This is a genomic window from Pseudomonas sp. 06C 126 (genome assembly GCF_001855215.1).
In the GTDB taxonomy this organism is placed as follows: Bacteria; Pseudomonadota; Gammaproteobacteria; order Pseudomonadales; family Pseudomonadaceae; genus Aquipseudomonas; species Aquipseudomonas proteolytica.
The window spans coordinates 17,641-44,419 of sequence record NZ_MIFU01000151.1 but is presented as its reverse complement, the minus strand read 5'-3'; the positions used below and the strand labels follow the sequence as shown (position 1 = coordinate 44,419).

23 protein-coding genes, 1 tRNA gene and 1 pseudogene are annotated in these 26,779 nt (G+C 61.2%); 9 read left to right on the top strand and 16 right to left on the bottom strand.

Annotation, left to right across the window (positions count from 1 at the left end; translation table 11 throughout):
* Positions 1–9 precede the first annotated feature (9 nt).
* Genes sctC through BHC62_RS26415 form a run of 3 tightly spaced genes read left to right on the top strand, consistent with a single transcriptional unit; the run spans position 10 to position 2,719 of the window.
* Positions 10–2,151: a type III secretion system outer membrane ring subunit SctC gene (gene sctC / locus BHC62_RS26425; RefSeq protein WP_070996757.1), complete on the top strand. Its 2,142-nt coding sequence runs from the start codon at positions 10–12 to the stop codon at positions 2,149–2,151.
* Positions 2,148–2,351, top strand: a complete 204-nt coding sequence (hrpT, locus tag BHC62_RS26420) for an HrpT family type III secretion system protein (protein WP_029295710.1) — start codon at positions 2,148–2,150, stop codon at positions 2,349–2,351. Before sctC ends, hrpT begins: the two co-directional genes overlap by 4 nt.
* A 5-nt stretch (positions 2,352–2,356) precedes the next feature.
* On the top strand, positions 2,357–2,719 hold the full coding sequence (locus BHC62_RS26415; RefSeq protein ID WP_070996755.1) for a transcriptional regulator: 363 nt from the start codon (positions 2,357–2,359) through the stop codon (positions 2,717–2,719).
* Here the strand turns inward: BHC62_RS26415 and sctU are convergent.
* The 11 genes and pseudogenes from sctU to BHC62_RS26360 all read right to left on the bottom strand — a co-directional run bounded on the left by sctU (position 2,716) and on the right by BHC62_RS26360 (position 12,896).
* A complete protein-coding gene (sctU, locus tag BHC62_RS26410) occupies positions 2,716–3,813 on the bottom strand; it encodes a type III secretion system export apparatus subunit SctU (RefSeq protein WP_070996753.1) in 1,098 nt (365 codons plus the stop codon). The genes BHC62_RS26415 and sctU overlap by 4 nt on opposite strands.
* On the bottom strand, positions 3,810–4,598 hold the full coding sequence (sctT, locus tag BHC62_RS26405; RefSeq protein WP_070996751.1) for a type III secretion system export apparatus subunit SctT: 789 nt from the start codon (positions 4,596–4,598) through the stop codon (positions 3,810–3,812). Before sctT ends, sctU begins: the two co-directional genes overlap by 4 nt.
* 10 nt (positions 4,599–4,608) lie before the next feature.
* Entirely contained in the window at positions 4,609–4,872 is a 264-nt protein-coding gene (gene sctS / locus BHC62_RS26400) for a type III secretion system export apparatus subunit SctS (protein WP_029295719.1), read from the bottom strand.
* 7 nt (positions 4,873–4,879) lie between these two features.
* Positions 4,880–5,533 (bottom strand): type III secretion system export apparatus subunit SctR, encoded by a 654-nt coding sequence (sctR, locus tag BHC62_RS26395; RefSeq protein WP_029295721.1) that lies wholly within the window; start codon positions 5,531–5,533, stop codon positions 4,880–4,882.
* Positions 5,530–6,552 (bottom strand): FliM/FliN family flagellar motor switch protein, encoded by a 1,023-nt coding sequence (locus BHC62_RS26390; protein ID WP_070996750.1) that lies wholly within the window; start codon positions 6,550–6,552, stop codon positions 5,530–5,532. Before BHC62_RS26390 ends, sctR begins: the two co-directional genes overlap by 4 nt.
* On the bottom strand, positions 6,549–7,007 hold the full coding sequence (locus BHC62_RS26385) for a type III secretion system HrpP C-terminal domain-containing protein (protein WP_070996748.1): 459 nt from the start codon (positions 7,005–7,007) through the stop codon (positions 6,549–6,551). The genes BHC62_RS26390 and BHC62_RS26385 overlap by 4 nt, the downstream gene beginning before the upstream one ends.
* Complete coding sequence (locus tag BHC62_RS26380) at positions 7,004–7,429, bottom strand: YscO family type III secretion system apparatus protein (protein WP_070996746.1); 426 nt, start codon at positions 7,427–7,429, stop codon at positions 7,004–7,006. Before BHC62_RS26380 ends, BHC62_RS26385 begins: the two co-directional genes overlap by 4 nt.
* A pseudogene (locus tag BHC62_RS26375) lies at positions 7,416–8,740 on the bottom strand (FliI/YscN family ATPase). The gene BHC62_RS26380 and the pseudogene BHC62_RS26375 overlap by 14 nt, the downstream one beginning before the upstream one ends.
* A complete protein-coding gene (locus tag BHC62_RS26370; protein ID WP_029295733.1) occupies positions 8,737–9,642 on the bottom strand; it encodes an FHA domain-containing protein in 906 nt (301 codons plus the stop codon). The pseudogene BHC62_RS26375 and the gene BHC62_RS26370 overlap by 4 nt, the downstream one beginning before the upstream one ends.
* Before the next feature lie 69 nt (positions 9,643–9,711).
* A complete protein-coding gene (sctV, locus tag BHC62_RS26365; RefSeq protein WP_070996897.1) occupies positions 9,712–11,808 on the bottom strand; it encodes a type III secretion system export apparatus subunit SctV in 2,097 nt (698 codons plus the stop codon).
* Positions 11,805–12,896, bottom strand: coding sequence for an HrpJ domain-containing protein (locus tag BHC62_RS26360; RefSeq protein WP_070996744.1), 1,092 nt, complete (start codon positions 12,894–12,896; stop codon positions 11,805–11,807). Before BHC62_RS26360 ends, sctV begins: the two co-directional genes overlap by 4 nt.
* Positions 12,897–13,157: 261 nt before the next feature.
* Here BHC62_RS26360 and BHC62_RS26355 point away from each other — a divergent pair, with 261 nt between their 5' ends.
* Positions 13,158–13,709: an RNA polymerase sigma factor gene (locus BHC62_RS26355; protein WP_029295739.1), complete on the top strand. Its 552-nt coding sequence runs from the start codon at positions 13,158–13,160 to the stop codon at positions 13,707–13,709.
* A 38-nt stretch (positions 13,710–13,747) separates the two neighbouring features.
* Here the strand turns inward: BHC62_RS26355 and BHC62_RS26350 are convergent, their stop codons facing one another.
* Entirely contained in the window at positions 13,748–14,965 is a 1,218-nt protein-coding gene (locus BHC62_RS26350; RefSeq protein ID WP_029295741.1) for an MFS transporter, read from the bottom strand.
* 352 nt (positions 14,966–15,317) lie between these two features.
* Here BHC62_RS26350 and BHC62_RS26345 point away from each other — a divergent pair.
* Positions 15,318–15,394: transfer RNA gene (locus BHC62_RS26345), tRNA-Met, on the top strand.
* A 213-nt stretch (positions 15,395–15,607) separates the two neighbouring features.
* Here BHC62_RS26345 and BHC62_RS26340 read toward each other — a convergent pair.
* Positions 15,608–16,195, bottom strand: a complete 588-nt coding sequence (locus tag BHC62_RS26340; RefSeq protein WP_070996743.1) for a TetR/AcrR family transcriptional regulator — start codon at positions 16,193–16,195, stop codon at positions 15,608–15,610.
* Positions 16,196–16,399: 204 nt separating this feature from the next.
* Between BHC62_RS26340 and BHC62_RS26335 the strand changes: the two genes are divergently transcribed.
* Positions 16,400–17,620 (top strand): MFS transporter, encoded by a 1,221-nt coding sequence (locus BHC62_RS26335; RefSeq protein ID WP_070996741.1) that lies wholly within the window; start codon positions 16,400–16,402, stop codon positions 17,618–17,620.
* Between the two features lie 194 nt (positions 17,621–17,814).
* On the opposite strand, the gene BHC62_RS26330 is transcribed toward BHC62_RS26335, so the two are convergent.
* Positions 17,815–19,869 (bottom strand): TonB-dependent receptor domain-containing protein, encoded by a 2,055-nt coding sequence (locus BHC62_RS26330; protein WP_070996739.1) that lies wholly within the window; start codon positions 19,867–19,869, stop codon positions 17,815–17,817.
* A 445-nt stretch (positions 19,870–20,314) separates the two neighbouring features.
* On the opposite strand from BHC62_RS26330, the gene ggt reads away from it, so the two are divergent.
* The gene (ggt, locus tag BHC62_RS26325; RefSeq protein ID WP_070996737.1) at positions 20,315–22,159 is read left to right on the top strand and encodes a gamma-glutamyltransferase; all 1,845 of its coding nucleotides are present in this window, start codon (positions 20,315–20,317) and stop codon (positions 22,157–22,159) included.
* Between the two features lie 57 nt (positions 22,160–22,216).
* On the opposite strand, the gene ddlA is transcribed toward ggt, so the two are convergent.
* A complete protein-coding gene (gene ddlA, locus BHC62_RS26320) occupies positions 22,217–23,311 on the bottom strand; it encodes a D-alanine--D-alanine ligase (protein WP_070996736.1) in 1,095 nt (364 codons plus the stop codon).
* Positions 23,312–23,465: 154 nt separating this feature from the next.
* Between ddlA and BHC62_RS26315 the strand changes: the two genes are divergently transcribed.
* Positions 23,466–24,275: an AraC family transcriptional regulator gene (locus BHC62_RS26315; protein ID WP_070996734.1), complete on the top strand. Its 810-nt coding sequence runs from the start codon at positions 23,466–23,468 to the stop codon at positions 24,273–24,275.
* Positions 24,276–24,382: 107 nt separating this feature from the next.
* Here BHC62_RS26315 and BHC62_RS26310 read toward each other — a convergent pair whose 3' ends face one another.
* Positions 24,383–25,747 carry an MFS transporter gene (locus tag BHC62_RS26310; RefSeq protein ID WP_371128938.1) on the bottom strand — a complete coding sequence of 455 codons (1,365 nt, stop codon included), beginning with the start codon at positions 25,745–25,747 and terminating at the stop codon, positions 24,383–24,385.
* 130 nt (positions 25,748–25,877) lie between these two features.
* On the opposite strand from BHC62_RS26310, the gene BHC62_RS26305 reads away from it, so the two are divergent.
* A complete protein-coding gene (locus BHC62_RS26305; RefSeq protein ID WP_070996731.1) occupies positions 25,878–26,762 on the top strand; it encodes a LysR family transcriptional regulator in 885 nt (294 codons plus the stop codon).
* Positions 26,763–26,779 lie beyond the last annotated feature (17 nt).

The window sequence follows — 26,779 nt, the reverse complement described above, 5'->3', positions numbered from 1 at the left end:
GAACACCCCATGCCCAACAAGAATCACGAGCGCACCCGCTTGCGCTCCGTCTCGCCCGCGGCCCTTCAAAAAGGCCCTCATTGGCGCTACCTGCTGGTACTGCCCTGGTTGCTTTTGCCCATGCAAAGCTCGCTCGCCGCGATCCCCGCCGAATGGAAAAATACCGCCTACGCCTATGAGGCTGACCATAAGCAGGTGCGTGAGGTGCTGGAGGATTTCGCCCAGACCTTTGGCACGCAGATTCAATTCGACGGCCACCTGGAAGGCACCGTCAACGGCAAGATACGCGCCAACACCCCGCAGTCGTTGCTTGATCGGCTGGCAGTAGAGCATCGCTTCCAGTGGTACATGTACAACAACATGCTGTACATCAGCACCCTGGACCAGCAGCAGTCCGCGCGCCTGGAGGTCTCATCGCAAACCGTTGCGGACCTCAAACAGGCATTGACTGACATTGGCCTGCTCGACAACCGTTTCGGTTGGGGGGAACTCCCTGACGATGGCGTGGTGCTGATATCCGGCCCCAAGCGTTACATCGAACAGATCAGGCAATTCAGCAGCCAGCGAAAATCCCCCGATGAAAAACAGAGCGTGCTGACGTTCCCGCTGAGATTCGCCAACGCGGCGGACCGCCCGATTGATTATCGCGGAGAAAAGCTGGTCATCGCGGGTGTTGCCAGCATGCTACGCGGGCTGTTGGAGCCCCGGGACAACTTTGTCCTGTCGTCGATGAGCCCACGCCCGGCCTCGGCAGCGCAGCCCTCGCCCATCACCCCGATCCTTCCCCGGCTGGGCAACCCGATGCTGAACCAGTTGCTCGGCGCACAGGCGCCCCTGGGGCAGACGGAGCCCGGCATGTCGCTCACCTCCAGAGCCCCCACTGCAAGAGGGCGAATTCGGGTGGAGGCGGATGTGCGCAACAACGCCGTCTTGATCTATGACTTGCCAGAGCGCCAGGCAATGTACCGCGAGCTGATCGCCCAACTCGATGTGGCACGCAAACTGGTGGAGATCGACGCAATCATCCTGGATATCGAGCGCACCCAACTGCAAGAGTTCGGGGTCAACTGGGGTTTTCAGAACAGCCGCTTTCTCGGCGGTGTGAACATGGCGCCTGGGACATCGGCGCAACTGTCGATCGAAAAGCGCGACCGTTTCTACGCCGATGTACGGGCCCTGGAGGCCAAGGGCCTGGCGACCATGGTGTCCAACCCTTCGGTGCTGACCCTGGAAAACCAACCTGCGGTGATTGACTTCAACCGCACTCAATACCTGACGGCCGGCGTCGAAAACGCGACCATCCTGCCGATCACCGTGGGCACCAGTTTCCAGGTGGTGCCACGGGTCATTACCACCCGTGGCAGGCACCAGGTCCATCTGGCGGTGGATATCGAAGACGGCAACTTCGACGAGTCCAACCCCGAACGCATAGGCCCCGATGTACGCCGGGGCAAAGTCAGCACCCAGGCGGTGATGGCGGAAAAACGTTCGCTGGTGGTCGGCGGGTTCCATGTCACCGAAAGCACCGATAAAAGAAGCAAGGTGCCGTTGCTGGGCGATATACCGTTGCTGGGCAAGGCACTGTTCTCTTCCACCGAGCGGCAGAACAACCGACGTGAACGCCTGTTTATCCTCACCCCTCGTGTTATCGGCGACCAGGCCGACCCGTCACGCTACTTGCCACCGGACGACCAGGTAGAACTGCAGGCGGCCCTCAAACCGTTGGCCAGGCGCTATGCCGAGCACCCGCCGGTGATCAAGCGCAGCGCGATCACCAGCGCCCTCGCCCACCTCGTCACCGGGCAAGTACCTGACGCCTTCAAAGCCGCCCCCATGCCGCTGGGCCTGGACACCTTGTGCAAAACCCGTGACCTGCTGGCGCTCAACACCGAACGCAGCCAGTGGTACGCCGGCCCGCAGTTCAACGTGGCGGTGGTGGTGATGCGCAATCAGTTCAATCGCAACGTGCGCATCGACGAGAACGAATGCAGCAATTCCCAGACCCTGGCCGTCAGCGTCTGGCCACGGGCCTGGCTCAAGCCGGGTGAAGAGGCGGAGGTGTTCATCGCCATGCGCCCGGTGGTGAAGGATGAACATATCGGTGTAACCCGCCCCTCCCTGCTCACGCCAACACGGAAGACCGCGCCATGAAACAGCGACTCTCCTGCATCACCCTCCTGGGCCTAGTGCTGCTTATGGCCGGCTGTACCCCGACGTGCAAAGGCAACTCCTGCTCCCGGCCGCAATCGAGCGCTGGCAAGCTGGTGGTCTGGTGGCCGCCGCAAATGCGCGTCGAACCCGGCCCATCAGGCGAAAGGGCGGACTATCAGACGATCTCGTTGGAACAGTGACCGCCATGGGCTTACCCGACACTGATGCGCCTCGCCAGGTGCCTCTGGACAAACTGGTGAGCGGCGACGTCGCTCACCACACGTTGTGCCCGGGCATCAGCCTGTGCCGGTTGAACGCCGGCCAGAAGCCCGGCCTGGCCCTGAAGATTGCACCTGAGGCGCTGCAGGCCGGCCAGGTGCAGCGGGTGCTGGAGCGGCGCTTTGTCCACGCCATGGTGTTCGATAGATGCTTCGTGTACCTCGATGCCAAGGGCAACCTGGTGATCTGGCATGCGCTGGTGCCCAACGGCCAGCCGCTCGATGACATCGTCAGCCGCCTGCTCTCACTGGCCAAGCTCGAAGCCCTGGATGTACAACGCGCGCCCTAGCGGCGCGCAAGCTCCGGTAACTCAAGGGTCTGGCGCTTGGATTCATCATCCAGCTCACGCAGGGTGCGATAGATCAGCGCCACCGCCTGCAAACTCTCCCGTGGAATCGGCGCCCCCAGCTTTCGCTCATACAGCATGCGCGCCAGCCACACACACTGGATCACCGGCACGTCGGCGGCCTTGGCCCGGCCAATCAACTGGCGCGCCTGGGCGTCTGTGCCTTTGTCGACCAACATCGGCAGCGGCGTTTTGCCGGGGCGGTAGTACAGTGCCACGGCAAAGTGCGTCGGGTTGACCACCAGCATGTCGGACTCTTCCAGCTTGGGCAGCTTGACCTTTGGCTCTTCCTGGGCGAGTTGGTAGGCCAGGGAGCGACGCTGGCCCTTGACGTGAGGGTCGCCCTCCATGTCCTTGTACTCCTTGACCACCTCCACCTGGGTCATGCGCATGCGCTTGGCAAAGAAATACTTCTGCATGCTCCAGTCGATCAGCGCGAGCACCAGCAGCAACCCCAGGCAGGCATGCAGCAAGTGGCGGAACAGGGCGATCAGCGCCACGATGTAGCTTTGCAGATCGCTGGTGGCCAAGTCGATCAACACCTGTAGCGAGGGGGTTATCACTACATAGAGGATCAGCGAGAGCAACAACGCCTTGCCCAGTCCCATCAAGAGATTGATCACCGACTGCGCAGAGAACATTTGCTTGAGCTGGCTGAGCGGGTTGAGGCGATTGAAGTCCGGCTTCAGGCTTTCCGGGGCGAACAACAAGCCGAACTGCATCCAGCTGCTTATCAGCTTCACCGCGATCGCCACCCCGCACATCAACAGGCCGAACGAAAAAAACACCACCAGGCCATCCATCAGCACTTCTTCCAGGGCGCGCACAAACGGCTGGCCGACGCGCGCAAAAGGCAATGCCATCATCTGCTGGAAGCGCTGCAGGCTGGTTTCGGCGGTGAACAGAGCGATCTCGCTGATCGCGGTGAGCACCAACAGTTTGGCCACGTCCTGGCTTTGGGCAACCTGGCCTTTCTTGCGTTGGTCCTTGAGTTTCTTGGGGCTCGCCGCGTGTTTTTTTTCGCCGGAGTCACTCATTGCCCCGGGCCCCGAACCATCAGGCCAAGAGCATGCTTGAGGTCCGTCAGCAAGCCCATGCGCCCGACGATCAAATCCTCCAACAGGGCAAAGTACAGCAACAGGAAAGCCAGGCCCGCCAGGCTCTTGGCCGGCATGGCCAGGGTGGACACCTGTAGCTGCGGACTGTAGAGCCCGAGCAAGGCGAAACCGAACTCCAGCAGCAACAGCACCGCAATAAACGGCGCCGCGTAGAGCATCATGTGCACGAAGGTATCGCCGAGCAGGCCAAGGAACTCGCTGAAGCCATTGACCGCCGGCAGCGGCACCCACGCCGTGGGTGGCCAGATCAGGTAGCTGTCCCAGATCACTTGCGTCAGCACGCCCAACCCAAGGGTCGAGATCAGCAGAAAAATCGCCAACTGCTTGAACAGGTGCCCGACCGGTGTCGCATCCGGCCCCAGCGAAGGGTTGAGTTGCCCGCCCGCCAGGGCGCCACGCTGGTTATCGAGCAACGCGCCTACCGACTCGAACATCCAGAACGGCATGAACAGCAAAACCCCGAGCAAGAACCCCAGGGCCGCCTCCTTGAGCACCAGCCCGCCCAGCATCAATGCGGAGTAGTCCTTGCCCATCAATGCGGCATGAATGCCGGGTGTGGGAAACAGGGCCACGACCATCACGATCGTGTGCCGGGTCATCCCGCGCACATGCTGGAAACAGAAGGCCGGCACCAGGAACATGCACGGGTAGATGCGCGCCATGCTGATCAACAGGCTGGGCAAGAACTCAAGGTAAAGGAGCAATGCGTCTGCCTCAGTTCAGTGCCGAGCGGGCAATCATGTCGAATGTCATGTTGATCAGTTGAATCAACTCCACGCCAATCCAGCGCCCGGTCAGGATCAGGGTGATGCCGACGGCCACCAGCTTGATGCCAAAGGGCAATGTCTGGTCCTGTACCTGCATCAGGGCCTGCACCAGGGAGGTCAGCACCCCGACGATCACCGCGACAATCAGCGGCGGCGCCGAGAGCACCACCACCAACAGCATGCCTTGCTTGAACAGTACGATCGGTTCCATAGGTCACTCACAGATAAGAAAGGAACAGACTGTCGAGCAGCCGCGACCAACCGGAAACCAAGACGAACAGCAGCAACTTGAGGGGCAGGGAGATGGTCATCGGCGAGACCATCTGCATGCCCAGGGCCAGCAGCAGGTTGGAGACAATCAGGTCGATGACGATAAAGGGGATATAGATCAGGAAACCGATTTCGAACCCCGCCTGCAATTGTGAAATCACATAGGCCGGAATCAGCAAGATGAGGTCGTCGCGCTGGGCGTTCTGCGCCATTTCCGGCGGCCACATGCGTGCGGTGTTTTCCAGCAGGTGCGTGAGGACGTCCGGGTCGGTATTGCGGGTCATGAACAGGCGCAGCGGCTCGATGGCCACCAGCCCCGTTTCCTGGAAGCGTTGCACGCTGCTCAAGTCCACCGGGGCTTGCTTGACGTTCTGGGCGATGGCATACCCTACCGGCGCCATGATAAACAGAGTCGCCGCCAGGGCGATGCCGTTGAGCGCCATGCTCGGCGGCACCTGCTGCACGCCGATGGCGTTACGGGTGATCATCAGCACAATGATAATTTTCAGAAAGGCGGTGCAGACGATCAACAGCATCGGCATCAAGGCCAGTGCGCCGATGAATAACGCGAGGATTACGGGCTCGACCCCCTGGAACGTCATCGCGCAAAAATCACACGGGACAGCTGCAAGCCCAGGCGTCCGTCCATCTCCACCAACTGGCCCTGGCCAATCGGCCGATCGCCATAGTAGAGCCCCGCCATGCCGGGGGCGTAGCCCGCGATGCTCAACACCGCACCGGGCGCAAGGTTGCGCAGTTCCCCGAGCGTCAGGTTCAGGGTGCCACAGCGCACATTCAAGGCCATGCTCAACTCATCGAAAGGCTCATGGCCAAAAACATCCACCACGGGTTCATCAAGGTCATGCTCTTCATACCCCGAGTAGTGTTGTGCTGAAAGATCCTCGTCCACAGACGTTTCCTCAGTAGATATAAGTGTCAGGCCCATCGGCCCTGATTCATCGTCAATGCGCCCATGCAGGCGATGCTTGCCAATCCGTAAATGACCATTGCCATGCACATCAAAAAAAGCCTGCTCCAGCATCACCACATCACCGGCACGCAGGCCGCGAACTTGGCTCAGGGGCAGCTTCAAACGCCCCAACGTCGCGGCAATCGTCAGTTGAAACGAGGGCGGCAATGGCAGGGCCGTGGGTTGCCAGCGCCCCGCATCACACAATGCCAACAGACTTTCGGGAGCCAGCAACAGGTAGCCCACCACCCTGGAGGCACCCAATGTCACCGTGAGCCGGCAGCCGAAATTCAGTTTTCCAGGGGAGGCCCGCAGCCGCAGATAACCAAACAACGCGCGCACCTGAGGGCTCAAGTGGTGCTGGAACAGTTCCCAGAACCAGGAGTCCGGATCATTGCCGGCCTCGGCCAGCGTCACCGGGCACTCCCCCAGAAGACTGAACATCGGCCCTGGCTCGCTGAAGGCCAACAGCCCACAGGCGGTTTCGAAATACAGAGGCGCGGCACTCCTGGGCGCACGACCAGGCTCAAGCAGCAGCTCACCGTGCTGGCCTGTGACCTGAAACGGCATACGCAGGCCCCGCCCCAGGCGCAGGCGTGCCGCAACCGTGGCGCTTTTGACCAAGGGAATCGCGAGTGCCGGCATGATCATGCCGCGCCCACATGGACCAGGTGTAACGCGACAGGCGCGCCCAGGGCATCGGCCAGACGCTCCTCACAGCGCTCGCGCACACCGCCCAGCCAACGCGCGGCAAGCTCCTGCTCGGCCGCCAGCTCGATGTTCCACAGCCCCTGTTCACGGCGCACACTGGCGCTGATCCGCCCCAGGCGCGGCAAGTAAAGCACCGCCTGCAGCGGCCATTGCGCGCTGCCATGAATCCGGGGGGCCAATTGCGCCGTCATCGCCTCAATCATCAAGGTATCGCCCGCCACCCCGGCGGCCGTTGCCGAGGTGCCGTAGCCTGCCCCCTCGCCATCACTGTCCAGCAGTTGCGCAAACAACCGCCCCTGCTCCCAAGGTACGACCCCCGACGGTTGAGGCTCCTGTTCCGCTCGTGGATCGCGCGGGCGCGGGCGTTCAGGTTTGCTTGCTTGGACTTGGGTCATAGTTCTTCCTGTACCTCTTCCTGCCTCAATAAAACCGACAACTCCTGGAGTTTCTCGACCTCTCGCAGGCATTGGCTCACCTGTTTCTGCGCGCTGGCGATCTGCACCACGTGCTCCTCCCGCTGGTCATGCAATTGACCCAACTGGCCTTCTTCGCGCCGGGTCCCTGCGGACAAGGTGCGCTCCTGGAGGCTCCAGGCCTTGAGTTGCTGCAACGAGAGCACCTGGCCTTGATGCTTATCCAGCAACTCGGCGGTTTTCTCGATCTCCTGCAGCCGCGTTTGCTCCAGCGCCGCCTGTGCCTGCTGGATTTGCACCAACAAGGCTTGCTGATACCGCTTGGCTTCACGCAACGCGCGCTCGGCGCGGTCTGCCCGATGCCGACGCAGCCGCCGCAAGGTGTCGATTTCAGAAAGGGACATGGGTGGTCAGGCTCATCAGTTGCTCGAGTGTCAACGGCATCGGCGCGGGTTCGCGCAAGTCCTGGCGCAGAAAGCCGTCCACCGCCTGGCGACTGTCCACCGCCATATCAGTCAGGGCATCGCTGCCCGGTTGGTACTCGCCCAACTTGAGCATCAACTCAATCTGCTGATACGCCGATAACAAGCGGCGCAGCGCGGTGCCGGCCTGGATATGCGCGGGCTCGGCGACGTTGCTCAGAATCCGCGACAGGCTGGCCAGCACATCCACCGCCGGGTAGTGGCCGCGCTCGGCCAGTTTGCGCGACAAGACGATATGGCCATCAAGCAGCGAGCGCACTTCATCGGCCACCGGATCGCTCATGGAGTCCTGCTCGATAAGTACGGTGTAGATCGCCGTGATCACCCCTTCGCGGGTCAACCCGGCACGTTCCACCAGACGTGGCAGCAAGCTGTATACCGAAGGCGGCAGACCGCCACGCCCCAGCGGCTCGCCAGCGGCCAGGCCGATTTCACGCTGGGCCCGGGCAAAACGGGTCAGGGAGTCGATCAGCAGCAGGACCCGTTTGCCCTGGCGTCGATAGCCTTCAGCCAATGCCGTGGCGGTGAAGGCGGCGCGGGCGCGCTCCATGCTTGAGCGGTCGGACGTCGCGCACACCAGCACCGCCTTGGCGCGCAGTTGATCGTCCAGTTCGTGGTCGAGAAACTCGCGCAGCTCGCGGCCACGCTCACCAATCAGGCCGAACACAATCACATCACAGTCAACGTTACGCGCGATCTCCGCGAGCAAGGTGGTCTTGCCACAGCCGGCGCCCGCAAACAAACCAACGCGCTGGCCTTCGCCCAGGGTCAACAGGCCATCGATCGAGCGCACCCCGGTGGCCAGTGCCCGGTGGATACGCGGCCGCTCGGTGGGCAAGGGCGCCTCGCACAACACCAGGCTGGTGTCCTCGGCGTGCGCCTCGACGAAGGCGCTGGCGCCCTCCCCCGCAATCGGGCGCCCAAAGCCATCCAGCACCTGGCCCAACAGTTCATCACTGACACGAACCCGGTGCGAGACGCCCAACTGTTCGACACTGGCGCCCACCCGCACGCCTTCAAGATTGCCCAGGGCACTGAGCACCGCATCCTGCTGATCGAAACCGATGATCTCGGCCAGCATGTAATCGCCGGTGGACTTTTCAACCTGGCACAAATCACCGATACGCGCCTGGGGCAAACGGCATTGCAGCAACATGCCGTTGACGCGCTGGCCAGCGCCTGCGCCCGGTCCTGCTGCCAGGCCTCCAGGCGCGCCTGCAGGTCGGCACTCACCAACGCACCTCATAACGCTGTACGCCGTCGAACACCACCTTGGTGTTATCGATCAGGACCAATCGCAAGCCATCCACTTCATCTCCCACAAACAGCCGATTGCCTTCATCCAGGACCACATGGCCATTGGGCCCGCCGACGATCTGCAGAATCTTGAAAGGGAGTGCCGTGCTACGTTCCTTGACCCGGCTGATCACTGGCACAGACGTATCGAACTGCTCCCCAAAACGATTGAGCATGCGCGACACCAATCCCATCTCTTCCTGGGCAACGTCCCCTTCCAATGTCACCTGGTCATTGATCACCTGCAGGCGGATGCGATTGCCCAGTTCACGTTCGTTGAGCATTTTCAGCAGTTGCTGGCGTACTTCGTAGGCCGAACCCAGCTCGTTTTTCTGAGTTGGCGCGGCCATCAACGACGCCTGGGCCTCATGCTCTCCGGTGGTCGCCAGGCCCACTACCATGATGATGACCGCGATCACCACCACCAGGCTGATCAGACGCTTCTGCTGGGCCCCGGATATCGACGACAACATCAGCCCCGGTGCAGCCTCATTCACCGCCCTGGCCGCTGGCGCGATGGGCATGGCAGCCGGGGCTTGCGGCCAGGGCTGATCGGCCAGGGTGACGCACAGTCGAACATTGCCCAGGGCAAAAGGAACGCCCAGTGCCAGGTCGGCAATCTGTGCCAGGAGCTGACCGTCACTGGCCCGCACCAACCCTTCTTGAGCCTGGACCGACCAGTGCTGCTCAATACACCGTAGCAGCACATGGCGCTCGGCAATCCCTTCGTCATACAGCGAAAGGTCGGCATCCGGATGCGCACCAATACTCCATTGCCCGCCGAACAACGGCAACGCCGCGCCCTGGCGCGAACCATCAAGCACACGTAGCTCAAACATCGCCAGGCCTCATGAACGTTGCAATGACAGTGACGTGTTCAACAGCCTGCACAACCACCCCAGACGTGCTCATGCCACCTCCTCGCGCAACAGATTGTCCTGGGCAAGATCAAAGCGCCCCAACACCTTGACCTTGGACGAAGCGCTGAGCTCGGCGAACGACAGGACCGGTACATGGTTGAACTCTTCCAACAGCAAGGTGCGCATGGGACTGCGCAAATCCTGTGCAACCAACAGCACACTTTTGCTCTTGGGGCGCACGACAAAGGCTTGCTTGAGCAGGCTGACCAGCGCCGCACTGCTTTCGTTATCCAGGGAAAAGAACACGCCCGTCTGGGTCTGGCGCAGGGCATCGCGCAACACGTTTTCGGTATGGGGCGACAACAGCCAGGCATGCAGGCCGTCGGCTTCGCTGTACTGGTGAAGAATCTGCGACTTGAGGGCAATGCGCGCATAGTCGGTCAGGGCTTCCGGTTCACGTTCATGCTGACCGTGTTCGATCAGGGCCTCGACAATCAGCCGCACCGCCCGCAGCGGTACCCCTTCGCCGGCCAGGCGCTGCAACACCGATGAGAACCGCGAAAGCGGCATGATCCGCTGCAGTTCCTGCACCAACTCCGGCTGATTGAACTCCAGCCAACTGAGAATCGCCTTGCTCTCCTGGATACCGAGGAACTGCGGGCCGCTGAGCAACATGGCCCGGGTCATCCGCTCCTGAAGCAGGCTGTACGCCGTCGAGCGCGCCAAGTGCTCATCGGCAAGCACAGGGTCGTCGGGCGCAAACCACACCCAGTCCTGTTCATCGCGCTCGGCCAGGCCCCTGCTCCCGCTTTCTGGATCCGCTGCCAGTGCCGCAAGCTCCACGCCAACCCAGTCACCGAGCGTGGCCTTCAACAGGGGCACTTCGTGCACGCAGAAGCGAAATTCATCGTCGGCCAACGCCGGCGCAAACTCGACTTCGAATGGCGGTAACGTCAAGCCAATCTGGGTCACCAGGCTGTTGCGGCTCTGGCGCACGCCGTGGATGACCTCCGTCACCAGCGGGCTGTTCTGCAGGGCCAGCGGAAACTGCAACAGGTAGGGGCGCGACGGATCAAAACCGCGCAGATCCTCCACCCCGTTTTGCTCAGGCGGGACGGTATCGGCAACCGGCTCCTGTGATTTTTCGTCACGCTGGCGCTGGCGCATCAGGTAATAACCCAGGCTGCCAGTCATCAGCGAAATCAGGATAAACACCACCGTGGGCATCCCCGGCAACGCCGCAAAAGCAAGCATGCCGACCGAAGCGATCATCCAGCTCTTGGGTTCGCTGGTCATTTGCCGGGCAATTTCGGCGCCCATGTTGTTGCTGCCCTTGCTGCGCCCGGACGGGGCCACACGGGTGATAATCATGCCGGCAGTCAGCGAGATCAGCAGGGCCGGAATCTGCGCGATCAGGCCATCACCAATGGTCAATACCGAGTACAACGCCATGGAGTCGCCGGCACTCATGCCATGCTGGAACATGCCGGTGGCAAAACCACCCAGCAAGTTGATCATCACAATGATCAACCCCGCGATGGCGTCTCCCTTGACGAACTTCATCGCGCCGTCCATGGCCCCGAACAGCTGGCTTTCGCGCGACAGCTGCTCACGCTTGTCCCGGGCCTGGTTGCCGTCGATCAGCCCGGCACGCAGGTCGCTGTCGATGGACATTTGCTTGCCGGGCATCGCGTCCAGGCTAAAGCGTGCCGCCACTTCCGCGACCCGTTCCGAGCCCTTGGTAATGACCAGGAAGTTGACCAGGGTCAGGATCATGAAGATCACCAACCCCACCGCCAGATTGCCGCCCACCACAAAGTTGCCGAACGCCTCGACAATGTCACCGGCGTCCTGCTCCAGCAGGATCAGGCGTGTGGTCGCAATCGACAACGCCAGGCGAAACATCGTGGTCAACAGCAGAATCGATGGAAACGAAGAAAAGGCCAGCGGCCCCGGCAAATACAACGCCAGCACGATCAACAGGCACGAAATACAAATATTGAGGGCAATCAGGATATCCACCAGCCAGGTGGGCAACGGCACGATAAAGATAAACACGATAGCCATGACCACCACCGCGCCCAGCACCTCGGCGCGTTGTGCAACCTTTAGCAGCAACGCATTGATTGCCCGCAACGCACTCATGCCTTCAATCCCGGCCACGTGTGGGTATGGCGCGAGCCACGCTCCTGCGCGGCGTATTCAAGCAGCACGTGCTTGTAGCTGTTCAACGCTTCTTCGCGGCGTCTCGCATCACACCACCAGGCCAGGGGCAGGGCCTTGAGTTCCGGGAAAAAGGCACTGAGGCCGCTCAACTGATGAGCCAGCTGACTGCCGCCCAAATCCCGGGCCAGATGTTTGATTTCCTGGGAGGAAAGACCACCGGCCGCATACCCCAGCAAGCGTTGCAACAAGCCCACCGGATCCAGCTGCAGTTCGGGGTACAGAAGCAGGGATTGCCCGATCAACGCCTTGCAGCGCGCGAGCACACCACTCAATCGACTGCAGTCATTGAGACCCAGCAACAAGGTCCGCAACTGGCCCCGGTCGACCGACGAGGTCTGTGCCGCAACATCATCGGCCAGGGCCCGGCGTATCAGCTTCAACCCGGACGCAAAGTCCCCTTCACCGAACAGCCCCAGCAATGATTGCATCAGGGTCGCCAGCGATTGGCTCGTGACCACGCTGGTGTAATACATGCTGCGTACAGCCTGGCGCAGCTGCGGGTCATCAGTGCCCGCCTGCAGCGCCAACGCGGTATTCAGCCCCGCCTGGATCTGCGGCTTGTAATCGGCCTCCAGGCCAGCCAGGGAAGTGCGCGCCAGGCTTGCCTCTGCGCTGCGGCCCTCGGCATCCGCCTGCAGCGCCACGTGCTTGAGCACCACATAGGCCCGCGCGGGGTCGTTGCCGGTGATGTCCATCATCTTGCCGACCCCGGCACCGAGCAGCAGTTGGACCCTGACATTGCGGGCGATGGTCGCCATTTTCGCCTGGGCCGGGTGACCCAATTGCTCATAGAGCTGGGTCAGTTGTTCGACCGCCGGGATGCGCAAGCCTAGTTGGCGCTGCCCCAACGCCCGGGCGTTGAGTTCGACCTCTTGGCTGAACAGCACACTGAGATCGTCCGCAACGGGGGCGCTTATCGGCGAAGACAGCCCACTTTCAATCCGTGCCGGTGCCGGTTGATTCAGGTGCGCGGAATTTTGCACATCTAGGTTGGGATCGACTTTCATGGAAATGCCATAGCAAGAGATTCGTATCCTTGTGTGGCTGGAAGGCCCGATCCGGTTCCATCTTCATGCGCCTCCCATGGCGCATGAAAATACCCGCACAAATCCACGATGCTCTGCGCAAGCGATTGCACAAAAAACACCTAAAACAAGATATTTCCTTATATTTATCAAATAGATATCGATCTTTTCCGTTTGGCACAAGCGGTGCTAACAGGGTTCTCGTCGAAACCATTTCGACCGTTTTTACCCTGAGGAAAAATCATGGATATCCCAATCAGTGTTTTAGTCAATCTTCCCCGCGACCCTAGCCAATCCATCCAAGATCTGTCCGACGAGCACCACAAACGCCTGCGCCGGTTCATTCATAAACGCGTACTGAACCCGGAGGATGCGGACGATATCCTGCAACTGACGTATCTGGAGGCATGGCGTAACCGCCATCACTTCAGCGCGCAGGCGTCCCTGAGCACCTGGATGTGCGGGATCGCGCTGAATTTGATCCGCAATCACTTTCGCCGGCTCTATGCCAAGCCAGTGCATTGCGAGTTCGATGAATCGTTGTCCCACGGACACAACGAAGAGCAGGACCTGGCGCGCCAATTCGAGATCAGCCGCCGGCTGGAAAACACCCTCAATGCGATCCAGCACCTGCCCCTGGAAATGCGCAACACCTTGTATGCCTCACTGGAAACCGACGGCAGCTACCAGGACACCGCCGATGCCCTGGCGATTCCGATCGGTACCGTCCGTTCCCGCCTGTCCCGGGCACGGGAACAACTGAAACGCGCGACAAACTCTCACCCGTTCCAGTAGGAGAGGGAGCGCCCAGGGATAGGGCCAACCTTCCGGTTTCAGGCTTTTTTCGAACGTGGCAACAAAATCGCCAGCACCCCGAGCAGCGGCAGGAACGAGCACAGCGTGTACACGTATTCGATGCCGTGGATGTCCGCCAGATAGCCCAGCAACGCCGCACCAATCCCGCCAAACCCGAACATCAGGCCAAAGAATACCCCGGCGATCATCCCCACATTGCCCGGTACCAATTCCTGCGCGTACACCACAATCGCCGAGAACGCCGAGGCCAGGATAAAACCGATCACCACACTGAGCACGCTGGTCCAGAACAGATCGACATGGGGCAGCAACAGGGTGAACGGGGCCACGCCCAGGATCGAGAACCAGATCACCGCCTTACGGCCGATTTTGTCGCCAATCGGCCCACCAAAGAACGTGCCCGCCGCCACGGCCCCAAGGAACAGGAACAGATGCAGTTGGGAGCTGGCCACCGACAGGTCGAACTTCTCGATCAGGTAAAAGGTGAAGTAGCTGGTGAAGCTGGCCATGTAGAAGTACTTGGAAAACACCAACAACCCCAGCACCACCAGCGCACCCAGTACGCGGTTTTTCGACAGGCCATGGGTAGCGGCCTGGCCTTGCTTGAGCTTGAACAGGTTCAAGTGGTTGCGGTACCAGCGGCTGATCGCGTACAGCACCCCCAGGGCGAACACCGCGAACAAACCGAACCAGGCCACATTGCCCTGGCCAAACGGAATGATGATCGCCGCCGCCAGCAACGGGCCAAAGGCCGAGCCGGCGTTACCGCCCACCTGGAAGGTCGACTGCGCCAGGCCGTAGCGGCCACCCGATGCCAGGCGCGCCACGCGGGATGCTTCCGGGTGGAAGGTCGAGGAACCGATACCGATCAAGGCCGCCGCCAGCAGGATCAGTGGAAAACTGCCGACCTGGGACATCATCAGAATCCCGATCAGCGTGCAGATCATCCCGCACGGCAGCAGGAACGGCTTGGGATGGCGATCGGTGTAGTAACCCACCCACGGCTGGAGCAAGGACGCCGTGAGTTGGAACGTCAGGGTAATCAGGCCGACCTGGGTAAAGGTCAGGCCATAACTTTCCTTGAGCATCGGATAGATCGACGGCAACACCGCCTGAATCAGGTCATTGATCAAGTGCGCCAGCGCTACGGCGCCGATGATAGACATGACCAACGGGCTGGATTGCCCGGCGGCCGGCGCCGTAGCCACTGAAGGCTGGGAATTGGTAAGAGCCATGAGGAACGTTTCCGTACAGCAGATGGATGCACAGGTGCAGGTGTGACAATGTGCCACTTATTGGGGCAGGAAGGCTATCCCGTTAGCAGGCTAACGAGTAGGTGAATCGATGCAGCGGTCATGTCTTGTAAAGGGCCAGCAAGCTAGTACGCCGACGGTAGAACACCCCAGATCAAATGTGGGAGCGGGTTTGCCCGCTCCCACACTTTAATCTTTGGCTTTGGGACCTGCGCAAAACCCAGCCAATGGCCGCCTTACCCGGCGTTTTTGCTTAAACAGTTGATAGCGTAGATAAATTTTCAAAAAAAGCGCTTGACGCTTCTTCGTTCTGAGCGAATAATGCGCGCCACTTGGCTACATAGCTCAGTTGGTTAGAGCATAGCATTCATAATGCTGGGGTCCGGGGTTCAAGTCCCTGTGTAGCCACCAAGTACCGATTCATAGATGTCTACAGCAGTCTATGAATCACCTCAAGAAGCCCGCCTCGTGCGGGCTTTCTTGTTTCTGGCTATCCCTCCCTGCATCCCCCTGTACCTTCTCCGCGCATTCCCTGAACCAGCAAGAGCCTAAAGAATGCGCCGTGATTTCCACTGGCAACCTGGCCGGGCTCGAAAAAACGTCGCCTCCCTCTCGCCGTTGCCCTTACTGTTTAATCAGCATCCCACGCAGAAGCAACTCCAGCGCTACGACGCCCTGGGCCAGTCGAGTGTTGCCATCTTCACCCTCGGCGATCCAGAACGCGGCTTCCGCCAGACTGCCGTAGATCATCGATGCCAAGGCCTGCGGATCGGCCGGAGCAACGATGCCGCTCTGCATGAGGCTGTCGATCAGGCGCCGCTTAGATTCAACACAATGACGCTGTGAGTCAGGCGACGCCCCCCCTAGCACCGCCCTGGCGTCGCGCAGCACGATGCGCTGGATTTCCGGCTCAAGCGCCATCTCCAGATAAGCCCGACAGCGGCTGCGGAAACCTTCCCACTCATCATCGGCGGCGTTGGAGATGGCTTGCAGGCGTTGGTCCATCTCAGCATCGATTTGCTCCACCGCCGCTGCCAGCAACCCTTTCTTGTCGCCGAAGTGGTGATAGAGCGCACCCCGTGTCAGGTTCGCTTGAGCGGTGAGGTCGTCCATAGACGTATCGGCGTAGCCGCGATCACTAAAGACCTTACGGGCAGTTACCAGCAATGTGGCTCGAGTTTCTTCCATTTCAGCACGCGTGCGACGAGCCATTACCACCCCTCTTACATACTATCCGTATGATTATTTACATTCTCTGCGTATGAATATACAGTCCTATTCATACATTGCGTATGTATCTTCACATATTTTACCGCCATGCGTCGCAGTCGCACCGAGGAAAACCAACAACCGCTCCTCACCGCAATGACACTTACCGACGGCATTGCTTGCTCCTCTATTCCAAGGATCTGAACCATGAGCACGTTTTCACCCAACCCCGCAGCAACCTCTGCTCAGCATCCATGGATGGCAGTGACTGCAGTGGGGCTTGCCACCTTTTCCGTTGTGACCACTGAAATGCTCCCTGTCGGATTGCTGACACCGATTGCCGAAACGCTGGACACCTCCACAGGAACAGCGGGACTGATGATCTCTCTGCCTGCGTTGCTGGCGGCGTTGTTCGCACCGCTGGTAGTGATCGCATCTGGCGGCATAGACCGGCGCAAAATTCTATGCGGGTTGCTAGGGCTGTTGGTGGTTGCCAACATTGCGTCGGCATTGGCACCCAGCATGGCTTGGATGCTGGCCGCCCGTGTCCTGGTCGGATTTTGCATGGGGGGTATATGGGCTATCGCCGGGGGGCTGGCTTGTCGGCTTGTTCCTGACCACTCTGTAGGCCTGGCTACCTCCATCATCTTCGGAGGAGTGGCAGCGGCTTCAGTGCTGGGGGTTCCACTGGGCGCGTTGATCGGTGACTTTGCTGGGTGGCGCTGGGCCTTTGGCGGCATGGCGCTATTCTGCGGATTGGTATTGGCGTTGCATCTTGCTGTTATCCCCGGACTACCTGTTGCTGGCTCAGTGACCTTGCGCCAGTTTGGCGAACAGCTAGCCAACCGGAAGCTTCAAGTCGGGCTGCTTCTGACACTGGCACTGGTTGCCGGGCACTTCATGGTTTTTACCTTCGTGCGTCCGTTACTGGTGTCGGTTTCGGGGTTCGATACCCAATGGGTTGGCGCACTGCTGTTCGCCTATGGCTTCGCGGGCATTGTCGGCAACTTCCTTGCGGGGGTCATCGCAGCGCAGCGCACAGCGCAAACCTTGATGACTATCTCATCAGGCCTGCTAATTACTCCAGCGCTGTTCCTCATCGTCGGCGACTCCAACCTCGGCGGCATCGTGCTGCTGGTTTGGGGGCTAGCCTACGGTGGTGTGTCGGTCGGCCTAATGACGTGGATGATGAAAGCCGCACCGCGCGCCATGGAAATTGCGACGGCGCTGTATGTAGGCGTTTTCAATGTCGCCATTGCATTAGGCGCATGGGCTGGCGGCCTGGTTTTAGATGAGGTTGGCCTGACAGCTAATCTCTGGATGGCCGGTGGGTTCGCCACTCTTGCCTTGCTGCTGTCTCTGCTTATCTGCCTGGCCGAGCGCAGAACAGAAGCTGCTGACCGGCAGATTGGCTCGACCATGGACTGACTGAACAGAGGGCCATGGAGATGCGCGCGGCGCACAGCTACCCGCACCCGCTTCAGCCGAACACCGAGGACTGCGCACCATCAGGCGTAAAAAAACGGCTTACCGAAAGGTAGGCCGTTTTTTTATGCCTGCGCGAATCTTCAAGAACAAGCCCGCGAACAACTGACGCTCGCGAGCCCTGGCTTGGCTACCCCTCAAAAGTAAGTGGTCGCCCCGGCAAAGAACGCACGGCCCGGCACATAGAACGTCGTCGAACCATCCCGCGCATCTTCATCCAGCAAGTTCTGCACGCCGCCATTCAACGTCAACCACTTGGTCACAGCCAGGTTCGCCGTCAGGTCGTAGGTGGTGTACGACTTTACGAAGTCATTGCCAATACCCCGCTGTTTGCCGACATGCTGCGCCGACAGTTCGGTGTTGAGCTTGTCGGTGACTTGCCAGTTGAGCGCACTGAAGGCAGACAACTTGGGCGCGCTGATCAGGTCCTGGCCGGTGGACAGGTTTTTGCTCTCCAGCATGTAGGTGGCGTTGGTGCGCCAGTCCAGGGAGTCGGTCAGCGGGACGCGAAACGAGCCTTCCCAGCCACGGGTCCGGGCTTCTTCGACGTTTTCCAGCATGGTCCACCAGCGGCCCTGGAACTGGCCCAGTGGCGCGTATTCGATCTTGTCTTCGAAATCGGTGTGGAAGTAGGTGAGGCTGGCCTCCCAACCGTCACGGTCGAAGGACACGCCAATCTCCTTGTTGACGCTGGTTTCTGGCGACAGGTTCGGGTTACCGGCCATCCAGCAACTGCCGCTCACGTAACCCAGGGGTTTCAACGAACCGCAACCGCGACCGCCGGACTCGGTGGCGGCACCGGCGCTGCCCTCTTTCAGGCTGGGCGCACGGAAGCCCTTGGACACACCGCCGCGCACGGTCCAGTCCGGATGCGGATGGTAGACCAGGTACGCCCGCGGGCTGTTGTGGTTGCCATAGTCTTGACTGTGGTCGAAGCGGTTACCCAGGGTCAGCGCCAGGTTGTCGAGCAGGTACAACTCATCTTCGATAAACGCGGCCGAGTAGTCGCCCTTGAGCGAAGAACCGGAGACTGCAGCACCTTGATAGTCCACGGGCACCGTGCCCAGGGTGTCGCTGTTGGTCAGCTCTTCACGCTTCCACTGCCCGCCCACCGTCAAACGCTGATCGAGAAGGAATTCAAACGGGATGTTCAGGCTGCCTTCGGCGATTTTTTCTTCGGCGCTGGATTTGCCCCAGTCGATGTCGTTCTTGAACTTGTTCAGGTACAGGTCCACTTTCGACGTACCGAAACTCCAGTCGCCCGTGTGGGACACGGAATAGCTGTCGCGAATCAAACGGCCGGGACCGAAGCCCTCACCCAGGGTTTCACCCCAGTCACCAAAAGTCTTTTTGCTCGACCAGGACCGCTCGACGCCATGCACAGCCTCGAACGACAGGCTTTGCTCGTCATTGATCTTCCAATCGAGCAAGGCGTTGACGCTGTGGTCCTTGGCGCCGCCCGCGCCGTCGCCGTACATGAACTCGCCATCCTTATCCAGGCGCGCGGTGACCTCATCAGCCGCACGGCGGGTGAGGTTGGCACCCAGGCGCAGGCCCACCGACTCGGTCAGAGGCCCGGACAGGTTGAGACTGGTCTGGGTAGTCTGGCCGCGGTCGGAGTCTTCGGGAATCGTGGTGTTGACGTTGGCCGACCCGCTCCAGGTGCGCGACACCTTGCGGGTGATGATGTTGATCACGCCGCCCATGGCATCCGAACCGTACAGCGAAGACATAGGCCCGCGCACGATCTCGATGCGCTCGATCATGTTCGGGGTGATCCAGTTCAGGTCCTGGCGCGCCAGGTCACGGCGATAGCTCAAATCCCCCGAGCCGCCGAGGCGTTTGCCATCCACCAGGATCAAGGTGTACTTGTCGTCCAGGCCGCGCAGTTTGATTTTCGACTGCTCGCCCACCGGCCCGAAGCCACCGGTGACACCTGGCACACGCCGCAGCAGGGTGTTGAGGTCGTACACCGGCTGGCGCTCGATTTCTTCGCGGGTAATGACGCTGACGCTGGCCGGCGCATCGCGCAGGTCGGTGGCGCCGCCGGTGGCGGTGACAAACGAGGTGTCGAGTTCTGTGACGGCGTGTTTATCGACCTCACCAATCTCTTCTGCTTGCAACGCCGGGGCGGCGATCAGCATGCCGACGGCCAGGAAAAGAGAACTGAAAAGATAGGGGGGATTATTCATTGCAAACAGTCCTTGTTGAGCCGGCATGCACCAAGACGGAGCACTAAAGGCTGCGGAGTGTAATGCAAATCCTTATCATTTAGAAAAGCATTTATGACAAGTCCGATACAACTCCATACATTTCAAGCAGATTTATTTTCTGCAAAATCCGTCGAAAATCTGGAAAACCCACCAATAACTAGATATTTGGCAACTTTAAAATATTTACTAAAAAGTCGAAATAATGCTCTGCTCACCGCCCCCGAATGGCCAGTTAAACGACAGTTGCCCTGCTTGACCTTCACCGGTTGACTGAAGCACCAGAAGTCCACCGTCAGGTTGATCGCGCTCAGCTTTTGACGCTCCTGCATCCCACTGTTAGTGTCCGCCCTCCTTCCCCGCAGATACCTGCCCGGTGCGACTTACCCGCAAAGCATCACCCCAGGGACAACAGATCATTCTCAAAATGAACGGAGTTCAGCGCGTGCTTTTCACCCTACGCTTGCAACGCCTTACCAGCCTTTCGGTGATCGCCGCCGCCCTCAGCCTCGGCGCCTGCCACAACGCCAGCAGCCCCGATTTGCCGCCCGCCCCGGAGCTGGGTTCGGGCTATCGCACCGACATGCACGTACGCCACGCCGAGCGCCATATGGCAGCGGCAGCCAACCCGCTGGCGGCCGAAGCCGGGCGAAGCATCCTGCGCCAGGGTGGCTCGGCCATCGATGCGGCCATCGCCATGCAGGCGGTGCTGACGTTGGTGGAGCCGCAGTCCTCGGGGATCGGCGGTGGCGCATTCATCATGCTGTGGGATGGCAAGCAGGTACGGGCCTATGACGGCCGTGAAACCGCACCGGCCAGCGCCACGCCCGATATGCTGCTCGATGCCGACGGCACACCGATGGCGTTTGCCCAGGCGCAGATCGGGGGCCGTTCGGTCGCCACCCCCGGTGTACTGCGCGCGCTGAAGATGGCCCACGAACAAAGCGGCCGACTGCCCTGGGCGCAATTGTTTGCGCCGGCAATCCAGCTCTCCGAGCAAGGTTTTGCGATTTCTGCGCGCCTGCACAGCCTGATCGCCGCCGACCGCTACATCAGCCAGTCACCGGACATGGCGGCGTACTTCCTCAACGCCGACGGCAGCCCAAAGGCCACTGGCACCCTGTTGAAAAACCCGGCGCTGGCCAATGTATTCAAACGTATCGCCAAGGAAGGGCCCGACGCGCTTTACCACGGCCCGATCGCCGAGGAGATTGCACGCAAGGTCCAGGGCCATCACAACACTGGCCGCCTTGCGCTGAACGATCTCCAGGCCTACCGCGCCAAAGAGCGTGCGCCGCTGTGCACCGACTACAAGCGCTGGCAGGTATGCGGCATGCCGCCGCCGTCTTCGGGTGGGGTGGCCATTGCGCAGATCCTCGGCACCTTGCAGGCCCTCGAAGCCCGCGACCCGCGCTGGTCCCTGGCGCCGCTCAAACCCGTGAAGACCGCGACTGCCGCTGGCCTGGAACCTGCGCCCAGCGCCGTGCACATAATTGCCGAGGCCGATCGCCTGGCCTACGCCGACCGTGCACAATATGTGGCCGATCAAGACTTCGTCGCCGTGCCGGTCGCGGGCCTGGTCGCCCCCGGCTATCTGGCCAGCCGCGCAGCATTGATTGGCGAGCGCAGCATGGGCGTAGCCAAGCCCGGCCAACCGGCGGGGGTTGAGGTGGCTTACGCGCCAGATCGCTCGCCACTGCGTATTTCCACCTCGCAAGTGGTCGCTGTGGATGACCAGGGCGGCGCGGTGTCGATGACCACCACCATCGAAGCCGCGTTCGGCTCCCACGTGATGGTCCAGGGCTTCCTACTGAATAATCAGATGACGGACTTTTCCTTTATCCCCGAAGAAAACGGCCAACCGGTGGCCAACCGAATCGAGCCGGGCAAACGCCCGCGTTCGTCCATGGCGCCGACCCTGGTCTTCGACCGCCAAAGCGGCGAGTTGCTGGCCACGGTCGGCTCCCCCGGCGGGTCGCAGATCATCGAATACGTGAGCAAATCCCTGGTGGGCATGCTCGACTGGAACCTCGACCCACAAGCCGCCATCAGCCTGCCCAACTTCGGTAGCCGCAACGGCGCGACCGAGCTGGAACGAGGGCTGTTCAGCGCGCAATTGAAAGCGGCACTCAAGGACCGTGGGCACGCCTTGAGCGAGATCGATATGACCAGCGGCACCCAGGCCATCGTGCGAGTGCGCGATGCTCAGGGCAAGGCGACGTGGAGTGGCGGCGCGGATCCGCGGCGTGAGGGTGAGGCGCTGGGGGATTGAGAGCCAGCCCTGGTGGCGAGGGGACGAGCCCCCTCGCCACAGTCCTTGGTCAGTCCCTTAGCGGCTGATCTTCAAGCCCTTGCGCGCCGTGTGCCGTTCCAGCGCCAGTTCGATCAGGCGGCTGACCAGTTCGCTGTAACTCATCCCCGCCGCCTGCCACAACTTGGGGTACATGCTGATGCGGGTGAAACCGGGCAGTGAGTTGACTTCGTTGATCAGGACTTCACCGTCTTCACACAGGAACACATCCACCCGCGCCAGCCCGGCGCAGCCCAGCACTTCAAACGCCTCGACGGCCAGGGCCCGGATGCGCTCGCTGGCCTCGACGCTGATGTCGGCCGGCACCAGCACTTGCGCGGCCTGGTCGTCGATGTATTTGCTGTCGTAGGAATAGAAGCCGTCACGGACCACGATCTCGCCACAACCGCTGGCAATGGGACGCTCATTGCCCAGTACCGCACACTCGATCTCCCGGCCTTTGACGGCGGATTCCACCAACACTTTTTCATCGAAGCCCAACGCCAGCTCAACAGCGGCCAGATACTCGGCTTCATTAGCGACTTTGCTCACGCCAACGGAGGAGCCTTGGTTGGCCGGCTTGACGAACAGCGGCAAACCGAGCTTTTGCCGTGCCTGGTCGAAGGTTGTGCGCGCCGCGTTGCCACGGTTGAGGGTGATAAAGGGCGCCACGGCAATGCCGGCATCGCGCAGCAGGCGTTTGCTGATGTCCTTGTCCATGCACACCGCCGAGCCCAGCACATCGGAACCCACGAACGGCAGGTCTGCCATGCGCAGCAAACCTTGCAGGCAACCGTCTTCGCCAAGGGTGCCGTGGACAATCGGGAAGATCACATCGACGTGTTCCAGCAGGCCCTGGCCCGAGGTTTCCACCAGTTGCTGGCTGGCCTTGCCTGGCACTACCGCCAGTTCGCGGTTGGACTGGTTGAGGGCGATCAGCGCAGGGTTCTCCTGGTTGAGCAGGAAGTTCGAGGTGTCATTGAGGTGCCAGTGGCCAGCCTTGTCGATGCCGATCAGCACCGGCTCGAAGCGCGTCCGGTCGAGGGCGTCGACGATGTTGCGTGCCGACTGCAACGACACTTCGTGCTCGGCCGAACGGCCACCAAAAATAATCCCTACCCGCAACTGACTCATGACCCGGCCTCACTGTAGAAAGTAAGGCTTATTACCACGGGCCGTCAGCGCTTCGCCAGCGTTGCGACCGCGCACAATCGTACAAGACCCCGGCAGACAGCCGCCCCAGACTCAGTTAACGTAACTCCATCCGACATCTTTCGAAAAACATTCCATGGGCAAACTCACCGCGAATATCGACTGGCTGCACCGCGCGCCCCATGGCAGCGGCCTGGAGCGGATCGAAGCGTATTTTTCCGGGTTTGGCTTCGACCCTCATCGCCACGATACCTACGCCATTGGCCACACTTTGTTTGGTGTGCAGAGCTTTCACTATCGCGGCAGCCAGACCCACAGCCTGCCAGGCACGACCATGGTGATTCATCCTGATGAGGTCCACGATGGCTGGGCCGGCAGCGATGAAGGCTTCAAGTACCGGATGATTTATGTAGAGCCGGCGCTGATCCAGCAGGTTCTCGGCGGCAAGCCGCTGCCCTTTATCCACAACGGGCTGTCCAACGACCCGTGGCTGCACCGAGCCTGCCAGGCCTTTGTGCAGCAACTCGATTGCCCGCTGGACCCGATGCAGGAGCAAGACGCATTGTTCGACCTGGCCCATGCCCTGAACAACGCATCGGGTATCAGCGCCAACCGCAAGACCTTTGATTACCAGGCCGCCGAGCGGGCCCGGGAATTTATCCACAGCGCCTTGGGGCGCAGCATCACCCTCGATGAGATGGCCGCGCACTGCGGGCGGGATCGCTGGGCCTTGTCGCGGGATTTTCGCCTGTTGTTCGGCACCAGCCCCTACCGCTACCTGACCATGCGCCGCCTGGATCTGGTGCGCAACCTGCTGGGCCAGGGCCAGTCACTGGTGGATGCGGCGCTGATCGCCGGCTTCACCGACCAGAGCCACATGACTCGGCAATTTCGCAGCACCTTCGGTATCCCACCGTCACGTTGGGTGAAGATGCTCGGCCGCTAAACGGTAGGAGCGAGCTTGCTCGCGAAAAACCTGAGAACGCCACGTTTATCCAGGATAAACGCAGTGCAGTTAAGCGCTTCGCGTGCAAGCTCGCTCCTACACAAACCCTAAGCCGCCTCCAGAACCGGTCCGGGCCGCGATGACCTCAGTCGCAATGCCACCAGCGCTCCCACCAACGCGATGCCCGCGCTCCACCACAACGCCAACTCGATCCCCTGGGCCTGAGCCGCGCCCGTCGCGCCACCGGCGTTGGCCAGCGACACCAGCACCGCCAACCCCAGTGCCCCGCCGATCTGTTGCGTGGTCGAGGCCATGCCCGCCGCCACGCCCTGCTCTCCCGGCTTGACGCCAAGGCCTGCGGCCACCCACATCGCGGTCCAGGTCATGCCCTGGCCAAGGCTCAAGATAAAGATCCCCGGCAGCAACGACCAGAACCCCACCCCTGTGGGCAACGCCAGGCACACCAGGGCAATCCCCAGCGCCCCCGCCAACTGGCCGCTGACCAGTGTGTTGCGCAAGCCGATCTTGACCAGCGCGCGCTCGGCCAGCCAGATGCCCAGGGTGCACACCAGTGTCGCCGGCAAGAACGCCAGCCCGGCCTGCAGCACGCTGTAGCCGTAGACTTGCTGGTAGTACAGCGCGAGGAAGTAGTACTGCACGCCGAAGCTGCTCATAAAGACAGCGGTCAGCACCATGGCCATGCGCAACTCGCGGTAACCCAGCAGGCGCAGTGGCATCAACGGGTCACGGCCACGGTGCTCGATCCAGGCGAACAGCCCGAGCAAGGCCAGCGCCAGCAACATGCAGCCCAGGGTCGCGGGTGCCGTCCAACCCCATTCAGGCCCCTGCACCAGGGCGAACACCAGCAGGGTGCCGCCGACGGTAACGGTCAACGCGCCACTCACATCAAAACTGCGACCTCGGCTGCGCTCGCCATCGGCGGGGATCCAGTAGCGCGCCGCCAGCGCACAGCCGCCAGCCAAGGGCACGTTGACCAGAAACACCGCCTCCCAGCCCCACCATTGGGTCAGCACGCCGCCCAACAACGCACCCAACGCCAGCCCGGCGGCCGACGCCGCACTCCACACCGCAAAGGCCCGGTTGCGCTGCGGCCCTTGCGCATAGTGCGTGTTGATCAACGCCAAGGTCGCCGGAAACAGCAGCGCACCGCCCACCCCTTGTACGGCGCGCGCCAGCACCAGCAGCAACGCGCTGCCGCCCAGTACCGCCGCCAACGATGACAGCGCGTACAACGACTGGCCCACCCGGTACATACGGCGTTTGCCCAGCAGGTCCGTGGCCCGGCCGCCGAGCAATAGAAAACCGCCAAACGCCACGGTGTACGCGCTGACGACCCACTGCAACTGTTGGGCAGAAAAGCCCAGGTGGCTGCCGATCTGCGGCAAGGCGACAAACACAATGGTCGCGTCCAGGGCGATGATCAGTTGGGCCGTGGCCAGCAACATCAGCATCCAGCCCGAGGGACGACTTGAGGGAATGGCGGGCATCACAACATCCTGTTTAAAAAAGAGTGCGGCCAGTGTCTTTCATGCCCAGCAGATGATAAATAGCCATATCAATCTTTCAGTTATGACTTTAATCATGGATCTGAACGCCGTTCGCTTGCTGGTTCGCGTCGCCGAAACCCGCAGTTTCACCCGCGCCGCCGGGGATCTGGGGCTCACCCAATCAGGCTTGTCGCGCGCCATTTCACGCCTTGAGGCCGAGCTGGGCGTACGCCTGCTGCAACGCAACACCCGCAGCGTCAGCCTGACCCCGGATGGGCAAATGCTGTATGAACGCAGCGCACCGTTGCTGGCCGAGCTGGCCGAAACCGAAAAGCTGCTGCTCGACCGTCGCAGCACGCCCTCGGGTTTACTGAAAATCAGCACCCCCTCGCTGTTCGGGCGCAAAGTGGTGATGCCGGTGATTGGCGAGCTGACCCTACGCTACCCCGAGTTGCGCATCGAAGCGGTGATGACCGACCGCCTCGTGGATATCGTCGATGAGGGTTTCGACGCCCTGCTGCGTACCGGCGAGATCCAGGACCAGCGCCTGATCGCCCGGGCCTTGACGCCCCTGCGCTGGGTGACCGTCGCCTCCCCCACCTACCTGGCGCGCTTTGGCACCCCGCGAACCGTCGAAGAATTGCACGACCATAGCTGCCTGACCGTGCGCAATCTGCGCAGCGGGCGGATGGTGGACTGGCAGTTCATGCTCGACGGCAAGGTGCGCGATGTCAGCGTCGAAGGGCGGCTGATCTTCGACATTGGCGATGCCCTGGTGGACGGCGCGGTGGGCGGCTTCGGGATTGCCCAGGTGATGGACTTTGCCGTGCGCGACGACCTCGCTGCCGGGCGCCTGGTGCCGATCCTGGAAAGCTTCGCCGGGCGCAGCCGCGCAATATCCCTGGTGTATCCACCCTCGCGCCAATACTCGCCGAAGCTGATCGCCTTTGCCGACGCACTGACACAGGCGCAATGGTAGGCAGCGCTTGAATCCAG